Here is a 20021-nt window from a genome sequence, read left to right as displayed (position 1 = left end):
AATCCGGGGCCGCTCTGTCCGCATATGGACCTGTCCCGGATTGCGCGTCGCTCCATCCGGGCTACGAGCTACGCGATCAATTCATTCCCTGCGCGCCGCGGACCAGCCGGCCCGGGCGTGCGCCGGTGGCCTTGCCCGCGCGCTGGGTGACGACGCCGGAGACGATGGTGGCGTCGTAGCCGTCGACCTGCTGCAGCAGGCGGCGGCCGCCGACCGGCAGGTCGTAGTGTACCTTCGGCGGATGCAGATGCAGCCGGTCGTAATCGATCACGTTGACGTCGGCCTTGAAGCCCCGCGCGATCACGCCGCGATCGGTGAGGCCAACCGAGAGCGCGGTCTTGCGCGATTGCGCCGCGATCACGAACGGGATCGAGAGCTTCTCGCCGCGGCTGCGGTCGCGCGTCCAGTGCGTCAGCAGATAGGTCGGGAAGCTGGCGTCGCAGATGATGCCGCAATGCGCGCCGCCGTCGGACAGGCCGGGCACGGCGCTGGGTTCGCGCAGCATCTCATGCACGGCATCGAGATTGCCGTCGGCATAATTCAGGAACGGCACATAGAGCATGCCGCGCCCCTCGTCGGTCAGCATCGCATCATAGGCGAGCTCTTCCGGCCGGCGGCCCTGGCGGCGCGCCTGCGGGCCGAGAGCGTTCTCCGGCGGCTGCTCATAATCCGGCGGATTGCCCAGCAGATACATCTTGTCGTAGTTCGGCCGGAAGAACAGCGGATCGTCGGTCGCGGTCGCGCTCTCGCTCAGGATCGCGGCGCGTACATCGGGCCGGCGCAGATGCGTCAGCCGCTCGGCCAGCGGGAGCCTCGCGATCTCGCGATAGCTCGGATGGGTCTGGAACGGGTTGCGCGACAATTCCAACCCGAGCAGCAGCCCGACCGGCCGCGCCGCGATCTGGGTCGTGATCGACAGGCCGCGCGCGGCGGCCTCATTGATGGTGTCCATGGTCTGCCGCCAGCGCCGCGGCGCCTTGTCGGCCTGCGCGACCGAGAACGAGATCGGGCATTTGGTGTTCTCGGCGACCCGCAGCATCATCGGCAGGTCCTCGTGCACGGTGCTCTGGTCGAGCACGAATTGCAGCACGCTGCGTCCGACGCCGTGCATCGCACCGGCGATCGCGGTCAGTTCGTCCTCGCCCGCCTTCAGCGTCGGCGTGTAATCGCCGGTCGAGGTGCGGTGATTGAGCGTGCGCGAGGTCGAGAAGCCGAGCGCGCCGGATCGCACCGCGTCGCCGGCGAGCGCCGCCATCGCCTTGTTGTCCTCGGGCGTTGCCGGATCGCGGCGTGCGCCGCGCTCGCCCATTACGTAGACGCGCAGCGCCGCGTGCGGCAGCTGCGCGCCGATGTCCATGTCGAAACTGCGCTTCGACAGCCATTCCATGTAGTCGGGGAAGCTTTCCCACGCCCAGGGAATGCCGGCGGAGAGCACCGGCTCCGGAATGTCCTCGACGCCCTCCATCAGCTGGATCAGCCTGTTGTGGTCGCTCGGCCGGCATGGCGCGAAGCCGACGCCGCAATTGCCCATGATCGCCGTGGTGACGCCGTTCTGCGACGACGGCGTGATGTCCTGGCTCCAGGTCACCTGGCCATCGTAATGGGTGTGGACGTCGACGAAGCCGGGCGCGACGAGCTTGCCGCGGGCGTCGATCTCTTCCTTGCCCTTGGCTGCGACCTTGCCGACTTCGGTGATCTTGCCGCCGGTGATTGCAACATCGGCTTCGTAGAGTTCGCCGCCCTTGCCGTCGGCAATGTTGCCGCCGCGGATCACGAGGTCTGGGGTCGAGGTCATGGCATTTCATCCCGAGGCTGTTCTTGGTTATGCGGCATCATGGGTGAGCCCTTGATGCTGTCAACCGGCGCCGGTGAAGCTCTGGGATGCGCTGGCGATGATTAGCCAGCGCGTGTTGCGCTATCGCGCGTCAGCAGCACCGTGGCGCCACGGCCGATGCAGCGGGCCGCTGCGGTTCATCTCGATGAAACCGTCGCGGATCGACCCGAGCCTCCAGCAGGTGCTGTCGCGGCGATCGGAATGAATTCCTGTTGCGCATTACGCTTCAGCGCGCTTCTCGCGCTTGGATAGCGATGCGGCCAAATCCAACATAAAGGGGGTGGTCTTAGATGGAACTTGCGGCCAACCCGGGCTGCAATAGCCCGATATGCCTTGTCATTGTCATGAAACCTTCATACACCATGTTGGGAGCGATTTCGTTGAATGGACGGCGGCCGGTCGTGACCGATGCGGGGACTGCCATTGCCGTCAGGCATGGCGATCAGGCGGAAATCGAACTCAAGCTGCTTGCGCCGCAAGGAAGCCTCGAAAAACTGCGCGAGGCACCCTGTATCGTGCAGTACGCACGCAATCGCGGCGCATTTCACCGGCTGGAAACGGTCTATTACGACACGCCGGAGCGACTCCTGTTTCAGCACGGCATGTCACTGCGCGTGCGACGAAGCGGCAAGAATTTCATCCAGACGCTGAAGCTTGCGCCCAATGGCGCGCAGCCTCTGTCGCGACGCCAATGGGAGGTGCCGGTTGAAGGCATCGCCCCTGATCTGGCGCGGTTCCCCGCCGACGAGATCGGCGATCCCGTGGCGGCGCTGAGCAACGATGTGCTGGTGCCGGTGTTCGCGACAAAAGTTCGCCGGCACGCGCGGCAGCTCGATCTGCCCGATGCATCGGTTGAAGTCGCCTTCGACGAGGGGACCATCGAGGCCGATGCGCGCCAGGAGGTGCTGTCGGAAATGGAGCTTGAACTGAAGAGAGGCAATGCCGGCGTCCTGTTCGATCTTGGAACGCAGTTGCTCGACGCAGCGCCGCTGCAGATCGGCACGCGCAGCAAGGCGGAGCGCGGCTATGCGCTGGCGTTCGACGTCGCGCCATCGGCCGCGAAGGCCGAATTGTCGGGCATCACCGCGGACCTCGTGGTCGACGACGTCATCGCATTGTTGGTGGGCTCCTGCTGGCATCATCTGCTGAAAAATCATGCGGTGGCCGAGCAGGGATCGGACCCCGAAGGCGTGCACCAGATGCGCGTGGCGTTGCGGCGCTTGCGGACGATCTGTGCGTTGTTCCGGCGCGACATTCCATCCCCGGCATTTCTGGCGATCAACAGCGAAGCAAAATGGCTGATGCGGCAACTCGGTCAGGCCCGCGACTGGGACGTCTTCGCCGGAACGACGATCACCCGCCTGGTCAGCGCGGTTCCGGATATCGACCTGGACGGCCTCCGCAAGGCGGTCGAGCAGCGCCAGAAGTCGAGCTACGGTACCTTGCACAGCGTTCTGGCGGATCCCCGCTGCAGCCGCTTCCTGCTCTCGCTGGGGCATCTGGCGGAACGCCGTAGCTGGCGCAACGAGATCGACAGCGAAGCACTGGCTGTCCTGTCGCAACCGATACCGGTGCTCGCCGACAGGATCCTGGAGCGATTGCATCGCAAGACATTGAAGCGGGGTGCGGGCTTCCGGCGGCTCGATATCCACGCCCAGCATAATCTCAGGATCAACCTCAAGAAGTTACGCTATGCGGCGGAGTTCTTCCTGCCGCTTTACGCCGCCCACGCGCCGGCGAAGCGCTACGTGAAGCGGCTTGCCGGGCTGCAGAACAGCCTCGGGCGGGTGTGCGACATCGGCAGCACGCGCGTGCTGCTCCACACCATCGCGCAGGACGACCAGCCTGCGCTGCATTTGGGCATCGGCGCGATGGCCGGCTGGTTGGCTCGCGATCAGATCGCGGTGGCGAAAACGCTGCGCAAGAGTTGGCGCCGGTTCAAGACGACGCCCGCATTCTGGGGCCGGTGAATCGCGCCTTTTGCCGACAGTAGCTGCGCGGTTAGAGTGATCGCCTAACGGGGTTGCGCGTGGATCGCAAGCTCAGCGGCCTTCGGCTTGCGCTCGGTGACCAGCGCGAGCAGCACGGTCAACACCATGAAGACCGCGGAGGCGCCGAACACCCAACGCGGCATGTGCTGATCCATGATCCAGCCGAACAGCAGCGGACTCACGATGCCGCCGAAGTTGAACCCGGTGGAGACGATGCCGAAGGCGCGGCCCGCGGCGCCGGGCGGGGCGGCGTTGCGCACCATCATGTCGCGGGACGGCGCGATCACGCCGCCGAGGAATCCGGCAAGCCCCATCGTAAGCGTGAGCGCCACGGGCGGCAGGTTCACCAGTGCGACCAGCACGACCAGCACGGCATTGACGGCGAAGCAGCCCGCAGCGACTTGGCTGTGGCGATGGGTCCAGTCGGCGAGATAGCCGCCGGCGAGCACGCCCGCGGCGCTTGCGCCGAGGGTCGCGGTCAGCGCGATGTTGGCGGTCGAGAACGACGCGCCATAGCCGCCCATCAATGCGACCACGCCGAAATTGTTGATGCCCGAGGTCGACAGGCTGAGCAGCGTGAAGAAGACAGTCAGCATCATCAGCGCCGGGGTGATCACGCCGACCTTCGGCGCCGCGTCGTCCTTCGGCTTGTTCTTGTTGGCGCCGGCATCGGGAATCCCGAGCACGATCAGGAACAGTGCCACCAGCGGTCCGACCGCGCCGGAGACGATCAGCGCGCCGAGGCCACCGATCGAGGCGACGAGGGCTGCCACGATCGCAGGCGCCACCGCGCCGCCGAGGAAGCCGGCAAAGGTGTGGATCGAGAAGGCGCGGCCCATCCGCGCCTCGTCCATATGGGCCGAGAGGATGGCGTAGTCGGCCGGATGATAGACGCTGTTGGCAAGGCCGAGCGCCACGGCACAGACGATCAGCGACGTATAGCTCAGATGCAGGCCGAGCCCGATCAGCGCGCACCCGCCGATGGTCAGCCCGATCAGCAGGATCGAGCGGGCGCCGATATGGTCGGCGAGGTAGCCGATCGGCGCCTGGGTGAGGCCCGAGACCACCGCAAACACCGTCAGCGCGAAACCGAGCTCGACATAGCCGACGCCGAGCTGCTGCTTGAGGAACGGGAACAGCATCGGCAGCACGAAGATATGGAAATGGCTGACCCAATGGGCGACCGAAATCCCCGTCAGCGTGCGTAGCGCGCTGTCGGCTTTAGCTTGCTGCGGTGCGGCCAGAATGTCGACCATGTCCGTGACAACCCACTTTTTCCAAAGCCCGGCAGGGCCGGCAGAAAATAGAGGCTGGGCGCTAATTGTCCATGAACGCGGGCGCATGGCTGCCCCCGGCGCGGGCGTGCCGGATCGACACATGCGGCATTAAAGGCGGCGACAAAGTGCGGTCTTGCGGTGATGATCGGTCATGATCGATCCCAAAAAGCAGCTCAAGGTGCTTGTGTCAGAGGGCTCCAGCACCTCCGGCCGCGAGGCGATCACGGTGCTGGGGTTGGCCGGCCATCACGTCGAGGTTTGCGACCCCTCACGCTGGTGCCTGGCGCGCTATTCCCGCTTCGTCCGCAAGTACCACCATTGTCCGCCGCTGCGGTCGGATCCGGCCGGCTTCCTCGGCTTCGTCGAGCGCCTGCTGGCGTCGCGGCATTTCGATGTGTTGCTGCCGACTCATGAGCAGGGGTTTCTGTTCGCTCGCGCCGCGCCGCGGCTGACATCCCATGCCGGCCTCGCGCTGCCGGATTTCGACAGCTATCGCGCGGTGCACAGCAAGGCAGGCTTCAGCCGGCTGCTCGACCAGCTCGGGCTGCCTCAGCCGCCGACCCGGATCGTGAATTCGGCCGACCAGTTGCGCGAGGCGGTGCGGTTTCCGTCCGTGGTCAAGACATCGGTCGGCACCGCGAGCCGCGGCATCTGGTTCGTGCGCGACGCCGGCGATCTCAACCGCGCGCTCTACGACCTCGAATCCGCTGGCGACTTTGCCGGCGAGGTGCTGGCGCAGGATCTCATCACCGGCACGGTCGAGAAGGCGCAGTCGGTGTTCTGCCGCGGCACGCTGATCGGCTTCCACGCCTACCGGCAGATCACGGCCGGAGTCGGCGGCGGCGAGGCGATCAAGGAGAGCGTCAGCCGGCCGGCGATCCGCGCTGTGCTCGAGACCATCGGTGCGCATCTCAACTGGCACGGCGCGCTCTCGGTCGACGTCATCATGCCGCTCGACAGCACGACGCCGCTGTTGATCGATTGCAATCCGCGGCTGGTCGAGCCCATGAACGCGCACCAGTCCGGCACCGATCTGGTCGATCTGTTGCTGCGTGTCTCGCTCGGCGAGACGCCGACGCTGCTGCCCGATGGCCGCGCCGGGGTGCGGACGCATCTCGCCATGCAGGCGCTGCTCGGCAGCGCATCGCGCGACGGCACCCGGCGCGACCTGATCCGGGAATGCGGCCGCATCGCCACCGGTGAAGGTCTCTATCGAGGAAGCAGCGAGGAATTGACGCCGATGCGGCTGGACTGGCTCAGTGCCGTGCCGCTCGCGATGACCACCGCACTACTGCTGGCGTCGCCGCCGATCGCCGCGTCGCTGGCCCGCGGCGGGTTTGGTGCGCATCTGCTCGACCGCGCGAGTATCAAGGAGATCGAAAGCGAGGATTTCTTGCGCGATCCCTCAACACGTGGTCCCGGCTCCCGTGCGCAATTGCGCACCAGGCCGGGACGACGGTGATAGATGTTGCCGTGTCCTACAAGGGCTCGTCGTCATTGCCGTAGCGATCGAGCTTCGGCGTGGCGATGTCGCCATCCTCATAATAGTCGTCGTCTTGCGGCGCTGCGGGCGGCGGAGGCTTTTTCGACTTGTCGTCGGTCTTGTCGTTGCTCCCTGTGCTGCCCCTGCTCGTCCTTCCGGCCTTGGCCATGCGTTTCCCCTGCGCGGGTCAAACTATCTGCCGGAATTCTACTCCAGTTCCCCGCGGCTTGTAACGTGAGGAGATGGCGCGGCCGGGCCGCTCCGCTGCGCCAATCATTGCCCTAGAACGTCGCGCCTGCCTTGACCATGTAGGTGCGGCCGGGCAGCGGATAGGCCGAAAAGCGGCCGGCCGTGAACGAGCTCGCAACGGCGTAGTCGTAGTAGAGCGCGTTGAACAGGTTGTTCACGCTGACCGACCAGAAGAAGCGGTCAACCTGTCCGCTGAGCTTGACATCGGCAGTGGCGTTGCCGGGAATCCGGCTCTGGGTATTGGCTTGGTCGTTGTCCATGATGCGCGAGCTCCAGGCCCGCACCGTGGCGTCGAACACCAGATAGTTCTGCCAGATATTCCAGGTCACGCCGAGATTCCCGGTGGTGCGCGACACCAGCGGCACGTCGTTGCCGGCCCAGATGCCTTCGCGGAACACGGCGCGGGTGATTGCCATGCCGCCGCGCAGGGTGACGCTGTCGCTGACCTTGAGCGAGGCGCTGGTTTCTGAGCCGTAGCGGCGGGTGGGGTCGAGGTTGGTGTTGTAGAACAGCACCGGGTTGAAATGGATCTCGTTCTCGAGATCCATCAGATAGACGCTGGTCTGCACCTGAAACAGGTTGGTCTTGACGCGGAAGCCGCCCTCGACGTCCTGCGACGTCTGGGTCTTGAGCTGAAAATTCTGCGGGATCGGGGCGAAAGTCAGCGGGTCGAACGCCGGACCCGATGCGACTCGCTCGTCGACATCGGGCGTGCGGAAGGCGCGCGCGGCGCGGCCGAATACCGAGAAGGCGTCGGTGAAGCGATGCTCGGCGCCGACATGCAGTGCATATTGGGTCTCGTTGCTGTCGAGCGGCGCTGCTTGCGTGTCGAAGGCAAACGGCGCGTTCGGATCGTAGCGGTCGCGCGCCGAGACGCTCGTGTTTTGTACGCGCGCACCGTAGGAGAAATCGGTGGTCGGCAGCAGACCCAGCGTATGCTGCCAGTAGCCGGCCACGCTCTGCTGCTCGATATTGTAGACGTGGAAGGGCTCGACGCCTTGATAGGCGCCGCGCGCCTCGCGGAACGTCGAATCGTAATAGTCGATGCCGGTCAGGATCGTGGACGGCATCCCCAGCATCATAGTCTTGACGCTGAGGCGCGGCGTGAGCGACCAGGTGTCGAGCGCGGCGTCATTGTAGGTCGAGGCGAAGCTGATGGTCGGCACGGTGCCGAAGAAGCCGCTCTGCGTCTCGCGTTGCCGCCAGCCGCCGTCGACGATGAGGTCGACGCCGTTGATCAGCGTCTTGGTGAAACCGGCCGTGACGCTGGCAGTCTGCTGGTTGGCATAGTCGAACGGCGTCGCCGCGCCGCGGCGATCGGTCAGCAGCTCGTTGACGCCGATCGACGGATCGACCAGCCGTCCGCCGGGCAGGCCGAGCTTCTGGTCGCTGCCGGTGACGGTGAGGAAGGCGGTGAGATCTGACGTCGTGTAGTTGACGTTGCCGACGGCGTTGCGCTGGTCGAGCGCGTTGTTGACGCGGTAGCCGTCTGACTTGATGCCGTTGCCGTAGAACGAGGTCGACCACGGACCCGCATTGAGCGCCGTGGAGACCGCGGCCATGCGGGTGTTGAACGCGCCGAAGCCGCCTTCGGCCCTGATCGTGGCCGGTGGACCGCCGGCGCCGGTCTTGGTGATGATGTTGACCACGCCGCCGACCGCGTTGTCGCCATACAGCACCGCGCCGCTGTTGCCGCGTGTGATCTCGATCCGCGCGATCGAATCGAGCGGGATCGTCGTGAGGTCGAAGCCGGCCTTGTCGACGTCGTTGAGGCGGCGGCCATTGAGCAGGAACAGTGTGTTGTCAGAGGCGAATGCGCCGAAGCCGCGCAGGTCGACCGCGGTCTTGGCGCCGTTCGGGCCGCCATAGAGCGATTGCAGCTGCACGCCGGGCACCTGCGCGAGAATCTCGGGCAGCGACTGTCGCGGCGAATGCGCGATGTCGTCGGCGGTGATCACGGTCGAGGACGATCCGACAATGCCGGCGAACTGGCGGCCGCCACCCGTTCCACCCGTTCCGGTGGCCGTCGCCGTCGTGTTCGATCCGGCTCCGCTGCCGACATTGTTGCCTTGCACGGTACCCGGCGCCGGGCGGCGCGGCGCCGGTGCTTCATCAGCGGCCGGCTTGGCGCGCGTGACATTCTGGTCGCCCGGCTTGGTGATTTCGACGGCCGGCAGCTGATCGGGCGAGGGGGCCTGCTGCGCCCGTGCGGTCGAGAGAACGATTGTCGGTACGATCATCGCCAGTGCGAGCAGAAGCGCGCGGCGGCGCCGGGAGAAAGCGTTGGAGAACATCTAGGCGAGACCTCGGTAACGTCAGTGGTACGTCACCGCGAACCAGTCTCACCGTTGCGCTCTCGCATCAGGTGAAGCTCATGCCTGTACTCCCCGACCGGCATCTTCACGTGTGACCACGGCTGACGGCAGGTCTCCTGGCTCGCGGGTCGTTACCCTTCGCCGCCTTCCCAGGACCGAGTTTCCCAGTGGCATTTGACGAAGGATTCACCGCATACAGTTGCGGGGGCAGCCGCGGCGTTGGGGAAGTTTCCCCGCACCGCATTCCCTTTTCATCACATGAAAGAACCGTCATGTTCATCTAGGGTTCGGCCGGGCAGCAAAGTCAACCCGGCGAATGTCGGACAATGGCCGCGCGGCCACGGTTTTTGTCGGGTGTCGCTTGCCTGCCACGGCGATCGCTGTAAGAGCATGGATCCAATGAGCGTGCAGGATTTTGCCTTGGCGGCCGAGGTCGCGGCGCGGCGCCGGTGGGGCGCCACCGCGGCGCTGTTCGCGCTGGTGGTCCTGCTGTGCGTGCTCTCGCTCGGTATCGGGCCGGTGCGGGTGTCGCCGCTTGCGGTGATCGAGGCGCTGTTCGGCGGCGGCAGCGACGTGGCGCAGGTGATCGTGCGCGAGATCCGGCTGCCGCGCACCATCCTGGCGTTCGCGATCGGCGGCATTCTCGGGCTATCGGGCGCGGCGCTGCAGGGCCTGCTGCGCAATCCGCTGGCTTCGCCGTCGCTGTTCGGCGCGCCGCAATCGGCGGCATTCGGTGCGGTTCTGGTGATCGCTCTGGGCCTCGCCGATGTCCGGTCCTATGCGCTGCCGGTGGTGGCGATCATCGCGGCGTTCGGTTCGGTGTTCGCGCTGCTCGCGATCGCCGGCCGCAATGCCGGGCTGTTGATCCTGATCCTGGCGGGGCTCGCGATCTCGAGCTTTGCAGGAGCTGCGACGGCGCTGGTGATGAACCTCTCGAGCAATCCGTTCGTGGTGCTCGAGATCGCATTCTGGCTGCTCGGCTCGCTGGAGGACCGCAGCTTCCAGCACGTGGCGCTGGCGCTGCCCTTCATCATCGCGGGCGCCGCCGTCCTGCTCAGCCAGGCGAGCGCCTTCCGCACGCTGACGCTCGGCGAGGAGGCCGCGCAAAGTCTCGGCGTCGATGTCGCCCGGCTCCGGCTCCTCGTCATCACCGGCGTTGCGCTTGGTGTCGGAGGCGCGGTCGCCGTGACAGGCACGATCGGCTTCATCGGTCTCGTTGCTCCCCATTTGATGCGTCCCGTCATCGGTCATGATCCGGCGCGGCTGCTGGTGCCGAGCGCGCTCAGCGGCTCGGCGCTGCTGCTCGCCGCCGATATCGCGGTGCGCATCATCCCCTCGACTTCGGACATCAAGGTCGGCGTGCTGACCTCGATCATCGGCGTGCCGTTCTTCCTGTATCTGATCATGCGCGAACGCCGCGCGCTCGGCGGAGGCGTGGCATGACGCTGCTCTCCGCCACCGCGCTCAACGCCTCGCTCGGTAGCCGCAAGGTGCTGCACGACGTCTCGCTGTCGCTGGAAGCGGGCCATCTGGTCGCGCTGGTCGGCCCGAACGGTGCCGGCAAGACCACGCTGCTGCGCGCGCTGGCCGGGCTCATTCCATCCGATGGCGACATCAAGATCGACGGTGACACACTGGCCTCGCTGCCGCTGCGCGAGCGCGCCAAGCGCTTCGCCTATCTGCCGCAGGGGCACATGGTGCATTGGCCGTTGCCGGCGCGCGATATCGTGGCGCTCGGCCGCTATCCGCATGGCGCGACCGATCCGGCGCGGCTGTCGCCGAAGGATATCGAGGCGGTGCTGCGGGCGATGCAGGCCGTCGATGTCACTGCATTCAGCGATCGCCGCGTCACCGAGCTGTCCGGCGGCGAGCGCAGCCGCGTCGCGCTGGCCCGGGTGCTGGCGGTGGAGGCGCCGGTGATCCTCGCCGACGAGCCGACCGCCTCGCTCGACCCGCGCCACCAGATCGATGTGATGCAGAAGCTGCGCAATGTCGCCGACACCGGCGTGCTGGTCATCGTGGTGACGCATGATCTCGGGCTCGCCGCGCGCTTTGCTAATCACGTGCTGGTGCTGGCGGAGGGGCGGCTCGCGGCACATGGCGCACCCGCTGAGGCGTTGTCGGAGAGCGTGCTGGCCAGCGTGTTCCGGATCAGCGCGTATCGTGCCGAATTCCAGCGCGAGGCCGTCATCGTGCCGTGGGCGGACGTGTGATGCGGATGTGGCGCCTCGTAGCCGTTGTCGCGGTGTGGTCGATGTCGTGCGCTGCCGCCTCCGCTGGCGGACCGCGCATCGTCTCGATGAATGTCTGCAGCGACCAGCTCGTGCTGTCTCTGGCCGATCCGGACCAGATCCTCGGCCTCAGCCGCTTTTCCGCGCGATACCTGGCAATCCTGGGCGGCCGAGAAAGCAAAAAGCTATCCGCGCCTGTCCGGCGAGGCCGAGGATGTGCTGCTGCTCAAGCCCGACGTCGTCGTGGTCAGCCTGTTCGACAAGCGCGCGACGCGCGACCTCTTGAAGGCGCAGGGGTTGCACCTGGTCGAATTCACGGTGCCGCGCACGCTGGACGAAGTGAAGGACCAGATCCGTGCGATGGGCGATGTGGTGCAGCATCCCGATCGGGCGCAGGCCGAGATCGCGCGCCTCGATGCGGCGATCGCGCGGGCGCGGACGGTGGCGAGCGCCCATCATTATCGCGTGTTGCCGCTAGAGCGCCGCGGCTTCGTGTCGGGCGACAGGAGCCTCATCAGCTCGCTGCTGGCGGCAACCGGCCTGACTAACGCGGCCGGCGAACTCGGGCTCGACGCGGGCGGATTTGCCTCGCTGGAGGCGATCGTGAAATTGCGGCCGGACCTTATCCTGGTGTCGGAGGCCGGCGATCGCGCCGAGGATGACGGCCGCGCCTTCCTGCTGCATCCGGCGCTGGAGCGGTTCTATCCGGAGAGCAAGCGCATCGTGCTGCCGGAGCGGCTCACCGTGTGCGGCGGCGTGATGCTCGCCGATGCGCTGGATCGGTTGACGGAAGAATTGCAGCGGGTGACGCGATAGGCCTACCGTCGTCATTGCGAGCGTAGCGAAGCAATCCATCCTTCCGCTTGCTGAGGCATGGATTGCTTCGTCGCTTCGCTCCTCGCAATGACGGAGAGTGATCTAACCCGTCACCACCCGCCCGCCGGCCTTTTTCCAGGCGTCGATGCCGCCCTCGATATGGGCGGTGTTTGCCAGCCCCGCCTTCTTCGCGGCGGCAACGGCCATCGCGGAACGCTCGCCGAAGGCGCAGAAGAACACGACGCGGCGGCCGGTCGCAGCGGCGACCTCGCGCAGCATGCCGCCGGGTTGCAAGGTGGCGCAAATCCCGGGATAGGGCGCGTGCAGCGCGCCCTCGAGCGTGCCGTGCTTGGCGCGTTCAGCGCTCTCGCGCAAATCGACCAGCAGGATATCGGGCCGGCCGAGGCTTGCGATGGCGTCGCGCGCGCTGAGCGAGAGGCCTTCCTTCGCAAGCTCTTCCTGGTGCAGGCCGACATGCATGTTGGCGGGCACCGCAACGTCCATCATCTTCGGATTTGGCAGATGGAGGTTGTTCATCAGCTCGATATAGTCGTCGACCGATTTGACCTGCAGCCGCGGATTGTAGCGCTTCTCCTCGCCGATGGTGGAGACGGTGTCACCCTTGTAGTCATGCGCCGGGAAGACCATGGTTTCCTCGGGCAGCTTGAGCAGGCGGTTGAAGATCGAATCATACTGCGCCCGCGCGCTGCCGTTCTGGAAATCGGTGCGGCCGGTGCCGCGGATCAGCAGCGTGTCGCCGGTGAAGACGCGATCGCCCATCAGATAGCTGTAGGAATCGTCGGTGTGGCCGGGCGTGTACATTGCCTCAAGGCAGAGACCCTCGATTGTCACCCTGTCGCCGTCCGAGACGCGCATCGACACCACGTCGGCCTTGCTCTGCTCGCCCATGATCGTGATGCACTGCGTGCGGTCACGCAGCTCGCCGAGGCCGGTGACGTGATCGGCATGCAGATGGGTGTCGACGGCCTTGACCAGCCGGAGGTCGAGTTCCTGCAGCAGCTTGCAGTAGCGGTCCGCCTTCTCCAGCACCGGATCGAGGATCAGCGCCTCGCCGCCGGCGCGGCTGGCGAGCAGGTAGCTGTAGGTGCCGGACACGCTGTCGAACAGCTGGCGAAAGATCATGACGGCTTACCTGTTCTCCGGGTCGAGGTCATGGAGAGGATATTATTCCATAGATAGGGGCGATTCAAAGTAAATCCATCCCCAGGCGAAGCCGGTCCCGTCACCCCCGATCCATCACCGTCACCCTGAGGAGCCGCGACGCGGCGTCTCGAAGGTTCGACGGCCCGGCCCTTTCCGAGAGGAGTATTGGCGTGCGCGGTCAATGGGGCCGTGCACCCTTCGAGACGCGCTACGCGCTCCTCAGGGTGACGGAGTTGGTTGGAGGGATGACGGGTTCTGCATGGGGCGCGCCCTATGCGAGGCCGAGCGCCGCGATGAGCGTGCGCCGCATCATCCGTGCCTCGCAATGCCCGGATTATCCTCGACGCCTTTCAGCGTCACGCCGGGCTCGTCGCGGTTCGGCGGCCGGCCGGAGCGCAGATGCCTGGCCACCACATCCCAGATCGGCGCGCCGCTCTGCGGGTTGACCGAGGCCCAGCCCGCGACATTGTAGTGCTTGCCGGCTTCGAGATGCTTGCCGTTGCGAAGCTTGAGCTCGGAGATGCGCTTGCCGACGCTCTCGCCCGGCGTGCAGGTGTAGGCGAGGCCGCCAACGCGGACCATGTCGCCGCCCTGCTGGTAATAGGGATCGACGTTGAAGAGGTTGTCGCAGACGTCCTCCAGCACATCCTTGATCTGGCTGCCGGTCATCGTGGCCACGTAGGTCTCGGGATAGGTGATCGCGGTTTCCGACAGCACGTCTTCCATGGTGACCGGCTGGCCGGCCAGCGTGGTGAGGCCCCAGCGGAAGCCGGGCGACAGCGCGATCTCGGCGTTGAGCTCGTTGAGCAGCGCATCGCAGATCAGCTGGTCGACGGTGCCGGAAAAGTTACCGCGGCGGTAGAGCAGGCGATCGGCCGTGCCGAGCTTGTCGCCCCATTCGTCGGCATGAGGTTCGCGCATCTTGTCGATCAGCGCCTGCATCGCCGGATCGGGCTTCAACAGCTCGGCGAACACCGGCAGCAGACGGTAGCGGACATTGGCGACCTTGCCCTTCGTGAGATCGAGATCGAGCACGCCGATGAACTTGCCGTTGGAGCCGGCATTGGTCACCAGCGTGACGCCGCCGGGATTGGTCACCGTGATCGGGATCGGGATCGCGTCATGGGTGTGGCCGCCGAGGATGACGTCGATGCCGGTGACGCGGCTGGCGAGCTTGAGGTCGACGTCCATGCCGTTATGCGACAGCAGGATCACCGCCTCGACCTTGTCGTTGTTACGATGGCCGTCGACGAGCTTTTGCAGCTCCTCGTCGCGGATGCCGAACTTCCAGTCCGGCGTGAAACGCTTGGGGTGCGCGATCGGCACATAGGGGAAGGCCTGGCCGATGATCGCAACGCGATGGCCGCCGATCTCCTTGATGACAGACGGCTTGAACACCCGCCCGGAGGCTGGATCGAACGCCTTGGCGTCGTTGAACGCGGCCTCCTCGGTCAGGAACACGTTCTGCGCCAAAAACTCGCCCTTGAAGCGGGAGAGATTGTCGCGCAGGACCTGTTCGCCATAGGTGAATTCCCAATGCCCGGTCATCGCCTCGATGCCCAGCAAATTGGCGGCCTCCACCATGTCGGCGCCGTTCATGGCGTTGGCGAGCCCGGTGCCCTGCCAGAGGTCGCCGCCGTCGAGCAGGATCGAGCGCTTCTCGCCGACATCGGCGCGCAGCTTGTCGACCAGCGTCTTCAGGTGCGCGAAGCCGCCGAGCCGGCCGAAACGGACGGCGGCCTTCTCGAACTCGACGCAGGTAAAGGCATAGGCGTCGGCGCTGTCGGGCCGGATGCCGAAGCGGTCGAGGAACGCCTTGCCGACCAGATGCGGCGGCTGGCCGGCCATCGCGCCGACGCCGATATTGACGCTGGATTCGCGGAACAACACCGGCCTCAGCTGCGCATGCGTGTCGGTCAGGTGCAGGATGCGGGCGTTGCCGAAACGTTCGAGGTCGTAGACGCTGGCGGTATCGGCGCCGCGCGCGAGGCGTGGCAGGCCGGCCACAAGCGTCGCGGCGGCTGAGCTTCTCAGGAAATCCCGGCGGCGGATGATCATTGCCTTACTCCGCGCGGCCTTCCGCCAGCGCGCCTTTAGCGAACTTCCATGTCCTTCCAGCGTTCCTTCTCGCTGGTGGCCTGGAAGATCGATGCCTTTGCCAGTGCCTCGGCCTCCCTGGCCTGCGCGACGGCAGCCTCGTAATCACCAGCATCACCGGCCTTTTTTGCGGCGGCGAGGGTCGAAGCGGTCGTGGTCCACTGGTTGCGCAGGCTGCCGGCTTGCTTGTTGGCGGCTTCTGCCGCCGCATAGGCCGCCTTGTAATCGTCCTCGGAGGCCGCGTGGACCAGGGTCGCCGTTGTGATCGCCAGCGCGGACGCCGCGAGGAGGGTCTTGATCGCCGCGCTCATGGCCGCGCTCCCGGCCCCGAGATCGGCAGGCCGTTGCTGACATAGGACAAATAGTATTCGAGGTTGCGATACTCGTCGTCTTGCGGATTGAGCGGCACGCCGCGGATCTGGCTGTTGCAGGTGGTGAAGCGGCGGCTGGTGGTGCCCATGCCCGACCATTCCGAGCGGTAGATCGGCATTGCGTTCAGGATGCCGAGCGCCGGTGCCAGCACCTCGGCGCGGATCCGCTCGCCCGGGCTCTGGATGTGGCAAGTCGCGCAGGAGAAATTGAGCTGGCCGCGGCGGGTGTAGAAATACTCCTTGCCCTTCTGATAGGCCTCCAGCGCCCGCGGATCGTTCGGGATCTTGATGTCCATCGGCTTGCCGCGCGAGGTGAAGGCCATGTAGGCGGTGAGCGCCGCCATGTCGTCCTTCACATAGGAGAACGGCGCCTCGCCGTTGGCCTCGCGGCAACGGTTGAGCGCGAGCTCCAGCGTGACGACCTTGCCTTCCTTCTCGTCGAAATAGGGATAGTTCTGGCGGATGCCGATGCCCTTGTTCGGGAAGCAGTCGGCGTAGGTCTTGCCGTTCTTGAACGGCGTTGCGAACATCTCCTTGCCGGCCTCGAGCGAGAACTCGTAGGGCGGAAACTGCTCCTTCTCTTCCCACTGCTTGTGCAGGTCCTCATTCATCGAATAGGGACCGTTGACGAAATCCTCAAGCTTCAGCTTGGGGAATTTGGTGGTGAAGAATTTCTGGAACGCGGCCTTGTCGGCGGCGGGATCGATGCTGTCGGCTGCGTGCGCCGCCGGCGCGAGCGCCAGCACGCCGAGCGCCAGCGTCGTGATTGCTGCGCGGATTGCGAAGCGCCACGTCATTGAATTTTCGCCGTGGCGGTGTCGGTCGCGCCCTTGTTGTCGACCCAGCTGACCTTCAGATCGTCGCCCTTCTTGCCGCCCTTGAAGGCGAACTTGACATAGGGGTCCTTGGAGACGCCGCCGCCCCAGTCGGCGACGAACACCGGCTTGCCGTCATACTCGAAGGTCAGCACCTGGATGAAATGCGGCGGGATGATCTCGCCCTTGGCGTCCTTCACGAAGCCGGAATCCATCGGATGCTGGATCAGCGCCTGCACCTCGGTGATGTCGCCGTTTGACGTGGCGCGCACGCGAATGCTCGATGCCATCTTGATTATCCCTCGATTGAACTCAGCCGCCGCAGCCGCCGACGGTGACCTTGATTTCCTTTTGAGCGCTGTAGAGCTTGCCGCCGGCCTCGACGATCACGGTGACGTTGCTGGTCTTGGCCATCTTGATGCGGTTGGCGACGCTCGGCAGCGTGCCGGCGGGAATCTTGTATGAGGCGATCAGCGAGATCGGGTTCTCGCTCACGAGGAACGAGATCGAGGTGACGTCGGCCAGCGTCGTGGTGGCGGAGATCGGCACCACAGCGCCGTTCTCGGCGATCTCGGGTGCGTCCATCTTGACCTTGTCGGAGGGCTCGGCGGTCTTGCCGTAGAGCGCCTTGATCGCGTCGGCCTCGTTCTTCTGCTTGAAGGCCTCTTCCGGATATTTGTCGTTGGCGGCGGCGAGCGCCTGTGGCACGTCGAACGGAATGACGCCGAGGCCGATCAGCGCGGCGACGCCCGCGCCCTTCAGCACCAGGCGGCGCGCCCCTGAAAATTCGCTGGTCGTGATGCTCATCGTAACAATCTCCTCAAGCTATTGTCGCCGCGTCACAGCGTCTGCAGAAAGTCCACCACCGCATCGATTTCCTTCTCGCTCAAGATCCGGTTGCGGCCGAACGGCGGCATCACCGTTTGCGGGTTGCGCTTGGTCTCATCGGTCACGATCGCGATCAGCTCGTCGCGGCTGTATTTCGCCTTGAGGCCGGTCAATTCGGGGCCGATCGTGCCGGGCAGCTCGCCGCCCTTGATGACATGGCAGGTCAGGCAGTTGCCTTTGCCGCGGTCGAAGGCGAGCCTCTGCCCCTCGGCGGCGGATTGGGCCTGCGCGGGTGCGGCCACGGCGGTGCCGGCCAGCAGCGCCAGAACGAAGGCTGGCTTGACGAAAGTGGCGATCAAGGACGTTTCCCGGGCTTCAATCTCGATGATCCCATCGCAATATAAAGAGGGAAAAGCATAAAGGCCATCGGCTGGCAATGTGGAGAATAGGCGTGTTGCGACGGGGTTAATGGAAGCGTGGTGGTTCGGAACTGGAGCGGGCTCCTGCGCCTTCCACCTGTCATGTTCATGCGGTTGAGCGAGGCGATAGGAGAAGCAGGGTGGCGGAGTTCGTGGTGGAGTTCGGCAAGGACGGCAGGCCGGTCGAGGCGGATGGGCGGCTCGACGCGGCGGCATTCCACCGCAATCACCAGCCGATCTGGGCGGTCCTGAAGGATTACCTCGCCGGCCGGTCCGGCGACGTGCTGGAGGCCGGCAGCGGCACCGGTCAGCATGTCGCGTATTTCGCCCGCCAGACGCCCGATATCACCTGGTGGCCGAGCGACCTCCATGCCGCGCATCTGCGCAGCATCGCGGCCTGGCGCGCGCATGCCGGCCTCGCCAACATCCAGCCGCCGCAGCCGATCGATCTGTCCGATCCGGCCTGGTCGCCTGTGCCATCGGACGGCAAAGGTCCGGACAAACTGCTCGCGATCTTCTGCGCCAACGTCATCCACATCGCGCCGTGGCGCGTCGCCGAGGGCCTGTTCGCCGGCGCCTCCAGGCATCTGCGCGCCGATGGCCGGCTGTTCCTCTACGGCCCGTTCAAGCGCGGCGGCAAGCACACTGCGCTGAGCAACGCCGTGTTCGATACGTCGTTGCGTGAACGCGACGCCGAATGGGGCGTGCGCGATATCGCCGATCTCGAGACGCTTGCGGAGAGCGTCGGGCTGAAGCTCGCCGGTAGCTTCGAGATGCCGGCCAACAACATGATCCTGATGTTCGTGCGGAAGTAGCCGCCATGACCTCGGTCATTGATGTCCATCGGGCAGGAAATTGATGGATCGGACCGCATTCAAAGAAGACCTATTCGAAGCGCTGCTACAGCAGGGCTTCGTGCGGGGGCGAGACCGGATGCGCGCTTCGAATGATCGAATGGTCACGCTCGTTGGAGTTGAGAAGGGCTTTGGCGGTCAGTGGTTCATCAATGTCGGACTTTGGTTCACCTGGGCAGGAACTGAGGAGCCGAATCGCGTGGAACAGGCGCATCTGTATTTTCGGCTCGAAAGACTGTTTCCTCAGTATAGAGAGATCGTCCTTGCCGCGGGTGACCTAGGCGACGTAGGCCAATCAGAGGCTTGCCAAAGACTCGCAGAGCTAATCAGCAGCGAAATTGCAACGAATGTAAAGCGACTGGGCACGGAAGAGGGACTCGTTGAAGCGTATCGTGCTCGTCGTTTGGAGGGCGGTTTGGTGACGAAGGTTGCCAAGGAATGGCTTTTGGCAGCGAGTTGACTTGGGCGTCACGCCTTACCCCTGCGCTTTCGCCTGTTGTGTCATTTGACACACCGACGTGTGTGAAATAGCATACTCCAACGACGGAGGCCAGAATGACGAGACGGCTTTATCCGGCCGTGCTGGAGCGCGGTCCGCGCGGCGCGTTCGGTGCGTGGTTTCCCGACTTTCCCGGCTGCGTCGCCGGCGGCAAGTCCCAGGAGGAGGCGATCGAACGGGCCGAGCATGCGCTGGCGCAGGCGGTCGACGGCTGGGTCGAGCAGGGCCATGCGCTGCCGGAGCCGACGCCGATCGAGCGGATCGTGCCGCCCAAGGGCTCCGACGTCGCCGCCTTCTTCATGGTCGGCGTCGATCCGCCCGATCCGTCCGAACGGGTGAATGTCTATCTGCCGAAGAGCCTGATCGCGCGGATCGACAAGCGCGCCGCCGAGCTCGGCATGAGCCGCTCGAGCTTCTTCGGCTTTGCGAGCTCGCTCGCGCTCGAATGGCCGGGCGGATACCCGCGCGGCGCCCCGATCGCGCCGCGCTCCAAGGTGCACAAGACCGGCGCGCTGCGCGCCGAGAAGCGGGCAGGCAGGAAGCCTGCGCGGTAGCTTCCGCTCGTCATTCCGGGGCGCGCCTCTTGGCGCGAGCCCGGAATCCATTTCTCCGCGCGTTTCGTGGATGAATGGATTCCGGGCTCTCGCTTCGCGAGCCCCGGAATGACGACGGGATAGGGTGCTAGCCGCTCCTTATTTCGAAAGGCGGAGCCATCCATCTCGTGCGCCTCCCGCATGGCCTTCGTCCGTTTGCGCCGGTTGATCGGCCTCGACCCGCT

At 65.5% G+C, this 20021-nt stretch carries 18 protein-coding genes, 1 pseudogene and 1 riboswitch; of the genes and pseudogenes, 8 read left to right on the top strand and 11 right to left on the bottom strand.

Annotated elements, in window-relative coordinates:
• Positions 1–76 precede the first annotated feature (76 nt).
• A complete protein-coding gene (locus tag ACVISU_RS18910) occupies positions 77–1795 on the bottom strand; it encodes an N-acyl-D-amino-acid deacylase family protein (RefSeq protein ID WP_456707925.1) in 1719 nt (572 codons plus the stop codon).
• A gap of 329 nt (positions 1796–2124) precedes the next feature.
• Between ACVISU_RS18910 and ACVISU_RS18905 the strand changes: the two genes are divergently transcribed.
• On the top strand, positions 2125–3804 hold the full coding sequence (locus tag ACVISU_RS18905; protein WP_456707924.1) for a CYTH and CHAD domain-containing protein: 1680 nt from the start codon (positions 2125–2127) through the stop codon (positions 3802–3804).
• A gap of 44 nt (positions 3805–3848) precedes the next feature.
• Here ACVISU_RS18905 and ACVISU_RS18900 read toward each other — a convergent pair whose 3' ends face one another.
• Entirely contained in the window at positions 3849–5081 is a 1233-nt protein-coding gene (locus ACVISU_RS18900; protein WP_456707923.1) for an MFS transporter, read from the bottom strand.
• A gap of 172 nt (positions 5082–5253) precedes the next feature.
• Between ACVISU_RS18900 and ACVISU_RS18895 the strand changes: the two genes are divergently transcribed.
• Entirely contained in the window at positions 5254–6564 is a 1311-nt protein-coding gene (locus ACVISU_RS18895; RefSeq protein ID WP_456707922.1) for a hypothetical protein, read from the top strand.
• Between the two features lie 16 nt (positions 6565–6580).
• Here ACVISU_RS18895 and ACVISU_RS18890 read toward each other — a convergent pair whose 3' ends face one another.
• Together ACVISU_RS18890 and ACVISU_RS18885 are read right to left on the bottom strand one after the other, a co-directional pair.
• Positions 6581–6754 (bottom strand): hypothetical protein, encoded by a 174-nt coding sequence (locus ACVISU_RS18890; RefSeq protein WP_172803599.1) that lies wholly within the window; start codon positions 6752–6754, stop codon positions 6581–6583.
• Positions 6755–6866: 112 nt separating this feature from the next.
• A complete protein-coding gene (locus ACVISU_RS18885; protein WP_456707921.1) occupies positions 6867–9128 on the bottom strand; it encodes a TonB-dependent receptor in 2262 nt (753 codons plus the stop codon).
• A 110-nt stretch (positions 9129–9238) separates the two neighbouring features.
• Positions 9239–9436, bottom strand: a riboswitch (cobalamin riboswitch).
• Positions 9437–9548: 112 nt separating this feature from the next.
• Here ACVISU_RS18885 and ACVISU_RS18880 point away from each other — a divergent pair.
• From ACVISU_RS18880 to ACVISU_RS18870, 3 genes and pseudogenes are all read left to right on the top strand, one after another.
• On the top strand, positions 9549–10592 hold the full coding sequence (locus tag ACVISU_RS18880) for a FecCD family ABC transporter permease (RefSeq protein WP_456707920.1): 1044 nt from the start codon (positions 9549–9551) through the stop codon (positions 10590–10592).
• Positions 10589–11362, top strand: coding sequence for an ABC transporter ATP-binding protein (locus tag ACVISU_RS18875; RefSeq protein ID WP_456707919.1), 774 nt, complete (start codon positions 10589–10591; stop codon positions 11360–11362). Before ACVISU_RS18880 ends, ACVISU_RS18875 begins: the two co-directional genes overlap by 4 nt.
• A 5-nt stretch (positions 11363–11367) precedes the next feature.
• Positions 11368–12196, top strand: a pseudogene (locus ACVISU_RS18870) (ABC transporter substrate-binding protein).
• A 102-nt stretch (positions 12197–12298) separates the two neighbouring features.
• Here the strand turns inward: ACVISU_RS18870 and ACVISU_RS18865 are convergent.
• The 7 genes from ACVISU_RS18865 to soxX all read right to left on the bottom strand — a co-directional run bounded on the left by ACVISU_RS18865 (position 12299) and on the right by soxX (position 17773).
• Positions 12299–13339: an MBL fold metallo-hydrolase gene (locus tag ACVISU_RS18865; RefSeq protein ID WP_456707918.1), complete on the bottom strand. Its 1041-nt coding sequence runs from the start codon at positions 13337–13339 to the stop codon at positions 12299–12301.
• Positions 13340–13669: 330 nt separating this feature from the next.
• Positions 13670–15418, bottom strand: a complete 1749-nt coding sequence (soxB, locus tag ACVISU_RS18860; protein WP_456707917.1) for a thiosulfohydrolase SoxB — start codon at positions 15416–15418, stop codon at positions 13670–13672.
• A gap of 35 nt (positions 15419–15453) precedes the next feature.
• Positions 15454–15768 (bottom strand): hypothetical protein, encoded by a 315-nt coding sequence (locus tag ACVISU_RS18855; RefSeq protein ID WP_456707916.1) that lies wholly within the window; start codon positions 15766–15768, stop codon positions 15454–15456.
• Positions 15765–16625, bottom strand: coding sequence for a sulfur oxidation c-type cytochrome SoxA (gene soxA / locus ACVISU_RS18850; protein WP_456707915.1), 861 nt, complete (start codon positions 16623–16625; stop codon positions 15765–15767). The genes ACVISU_RS18855 and soxA overlap by 4 nt, the downstream gene beginning before the upstream one ends.
• Positions 16622–16933: a thiosulfate oxidation carrier complex protein SoxZ gene (gene soxZ, locus ACVISU_RS18845; protein WP_050406040.1), complete on the bottom strand. Its 312-nt coding sequence runs from the start codon at positions 16931–16933 to the stop codon at positions 16622–16624. Before soxZ ends, soxA begins: the two co-directional genes overlap by 4 nt.
• 22 nt (positions 16934–16955) lie before the next feature.
• Complete coding sequence (gene soxY, locus ACVISU_RS18840) at positions 16956–17450, bottom strand: thiosulfate oxidation carrier protein SoxY (RefSeq protein ID WP_050406041.1); 495 nt, start codon at positions 17448–17450, stop codon at positions 16956–16958.
• A 32-nt stretch (positions 17451–17482) separates the two neighbouring features.
• Positions 17483–17773 carry a sulfur oxidation c-type cytochrome SoxX gene (soxX, locus tag ACVISU_RS18835; RefSeq protein ID WP_083992212.1) on the bottom strand — a complete coding sequence of 97 codons (291 nt, stop codon included), beginning with the start codon at positions 17771–17773 and terminating at the stop codon, positions 17483–17485.
• Positions 17774–18030: 257 nt separating this feature from the next.
• On the opposite strand from soxX, the gene ACVISU_RS18830 reads away from it, so the two are divergent.
• From ACVISU_RS18830 to ACVISU_RS18820, 3 genes are all read left to right on the top strand, one after another.
• Entirely contained in the window at positions 18031–18705 is a 675-nt protein-coding gene (locus tag ACVISU_RS18830; protein WP_050406043.1) for a DUF938 domain-containing protein, read from the top strand.
• Between the two features lie 43 nt (positions 18706–18748).
• A complete protein-coding gene (locus ACVISU_RS18825) occupies positions 18749–19204 on the top strand; it encodes a hypothetical protein (protein WP_456707914.1) in 456 nt (151 codons plus the stop codon).
• Positions 19205–19299: 95 nt separating this feature from the next.
• Entirely contained in the window at positions 19300–19797 is a 498-nt protein-coding gene (locus ACVISU_RS18820) for a type II toxin-antitoxin system HicB family antitoxin (protein WP_050406047.1), read from the top strand.
• Positions 19798–20021: the final 224 nt, after the last annotated feature.

This window comes from Bradyrhizobium sp. USDA 4452, assembly GCF_054063575.1.
Note: the sequence above shows the minus strand (reverse complement) of the source record. Positions and strands in the feature narration are given on the sequence as shown.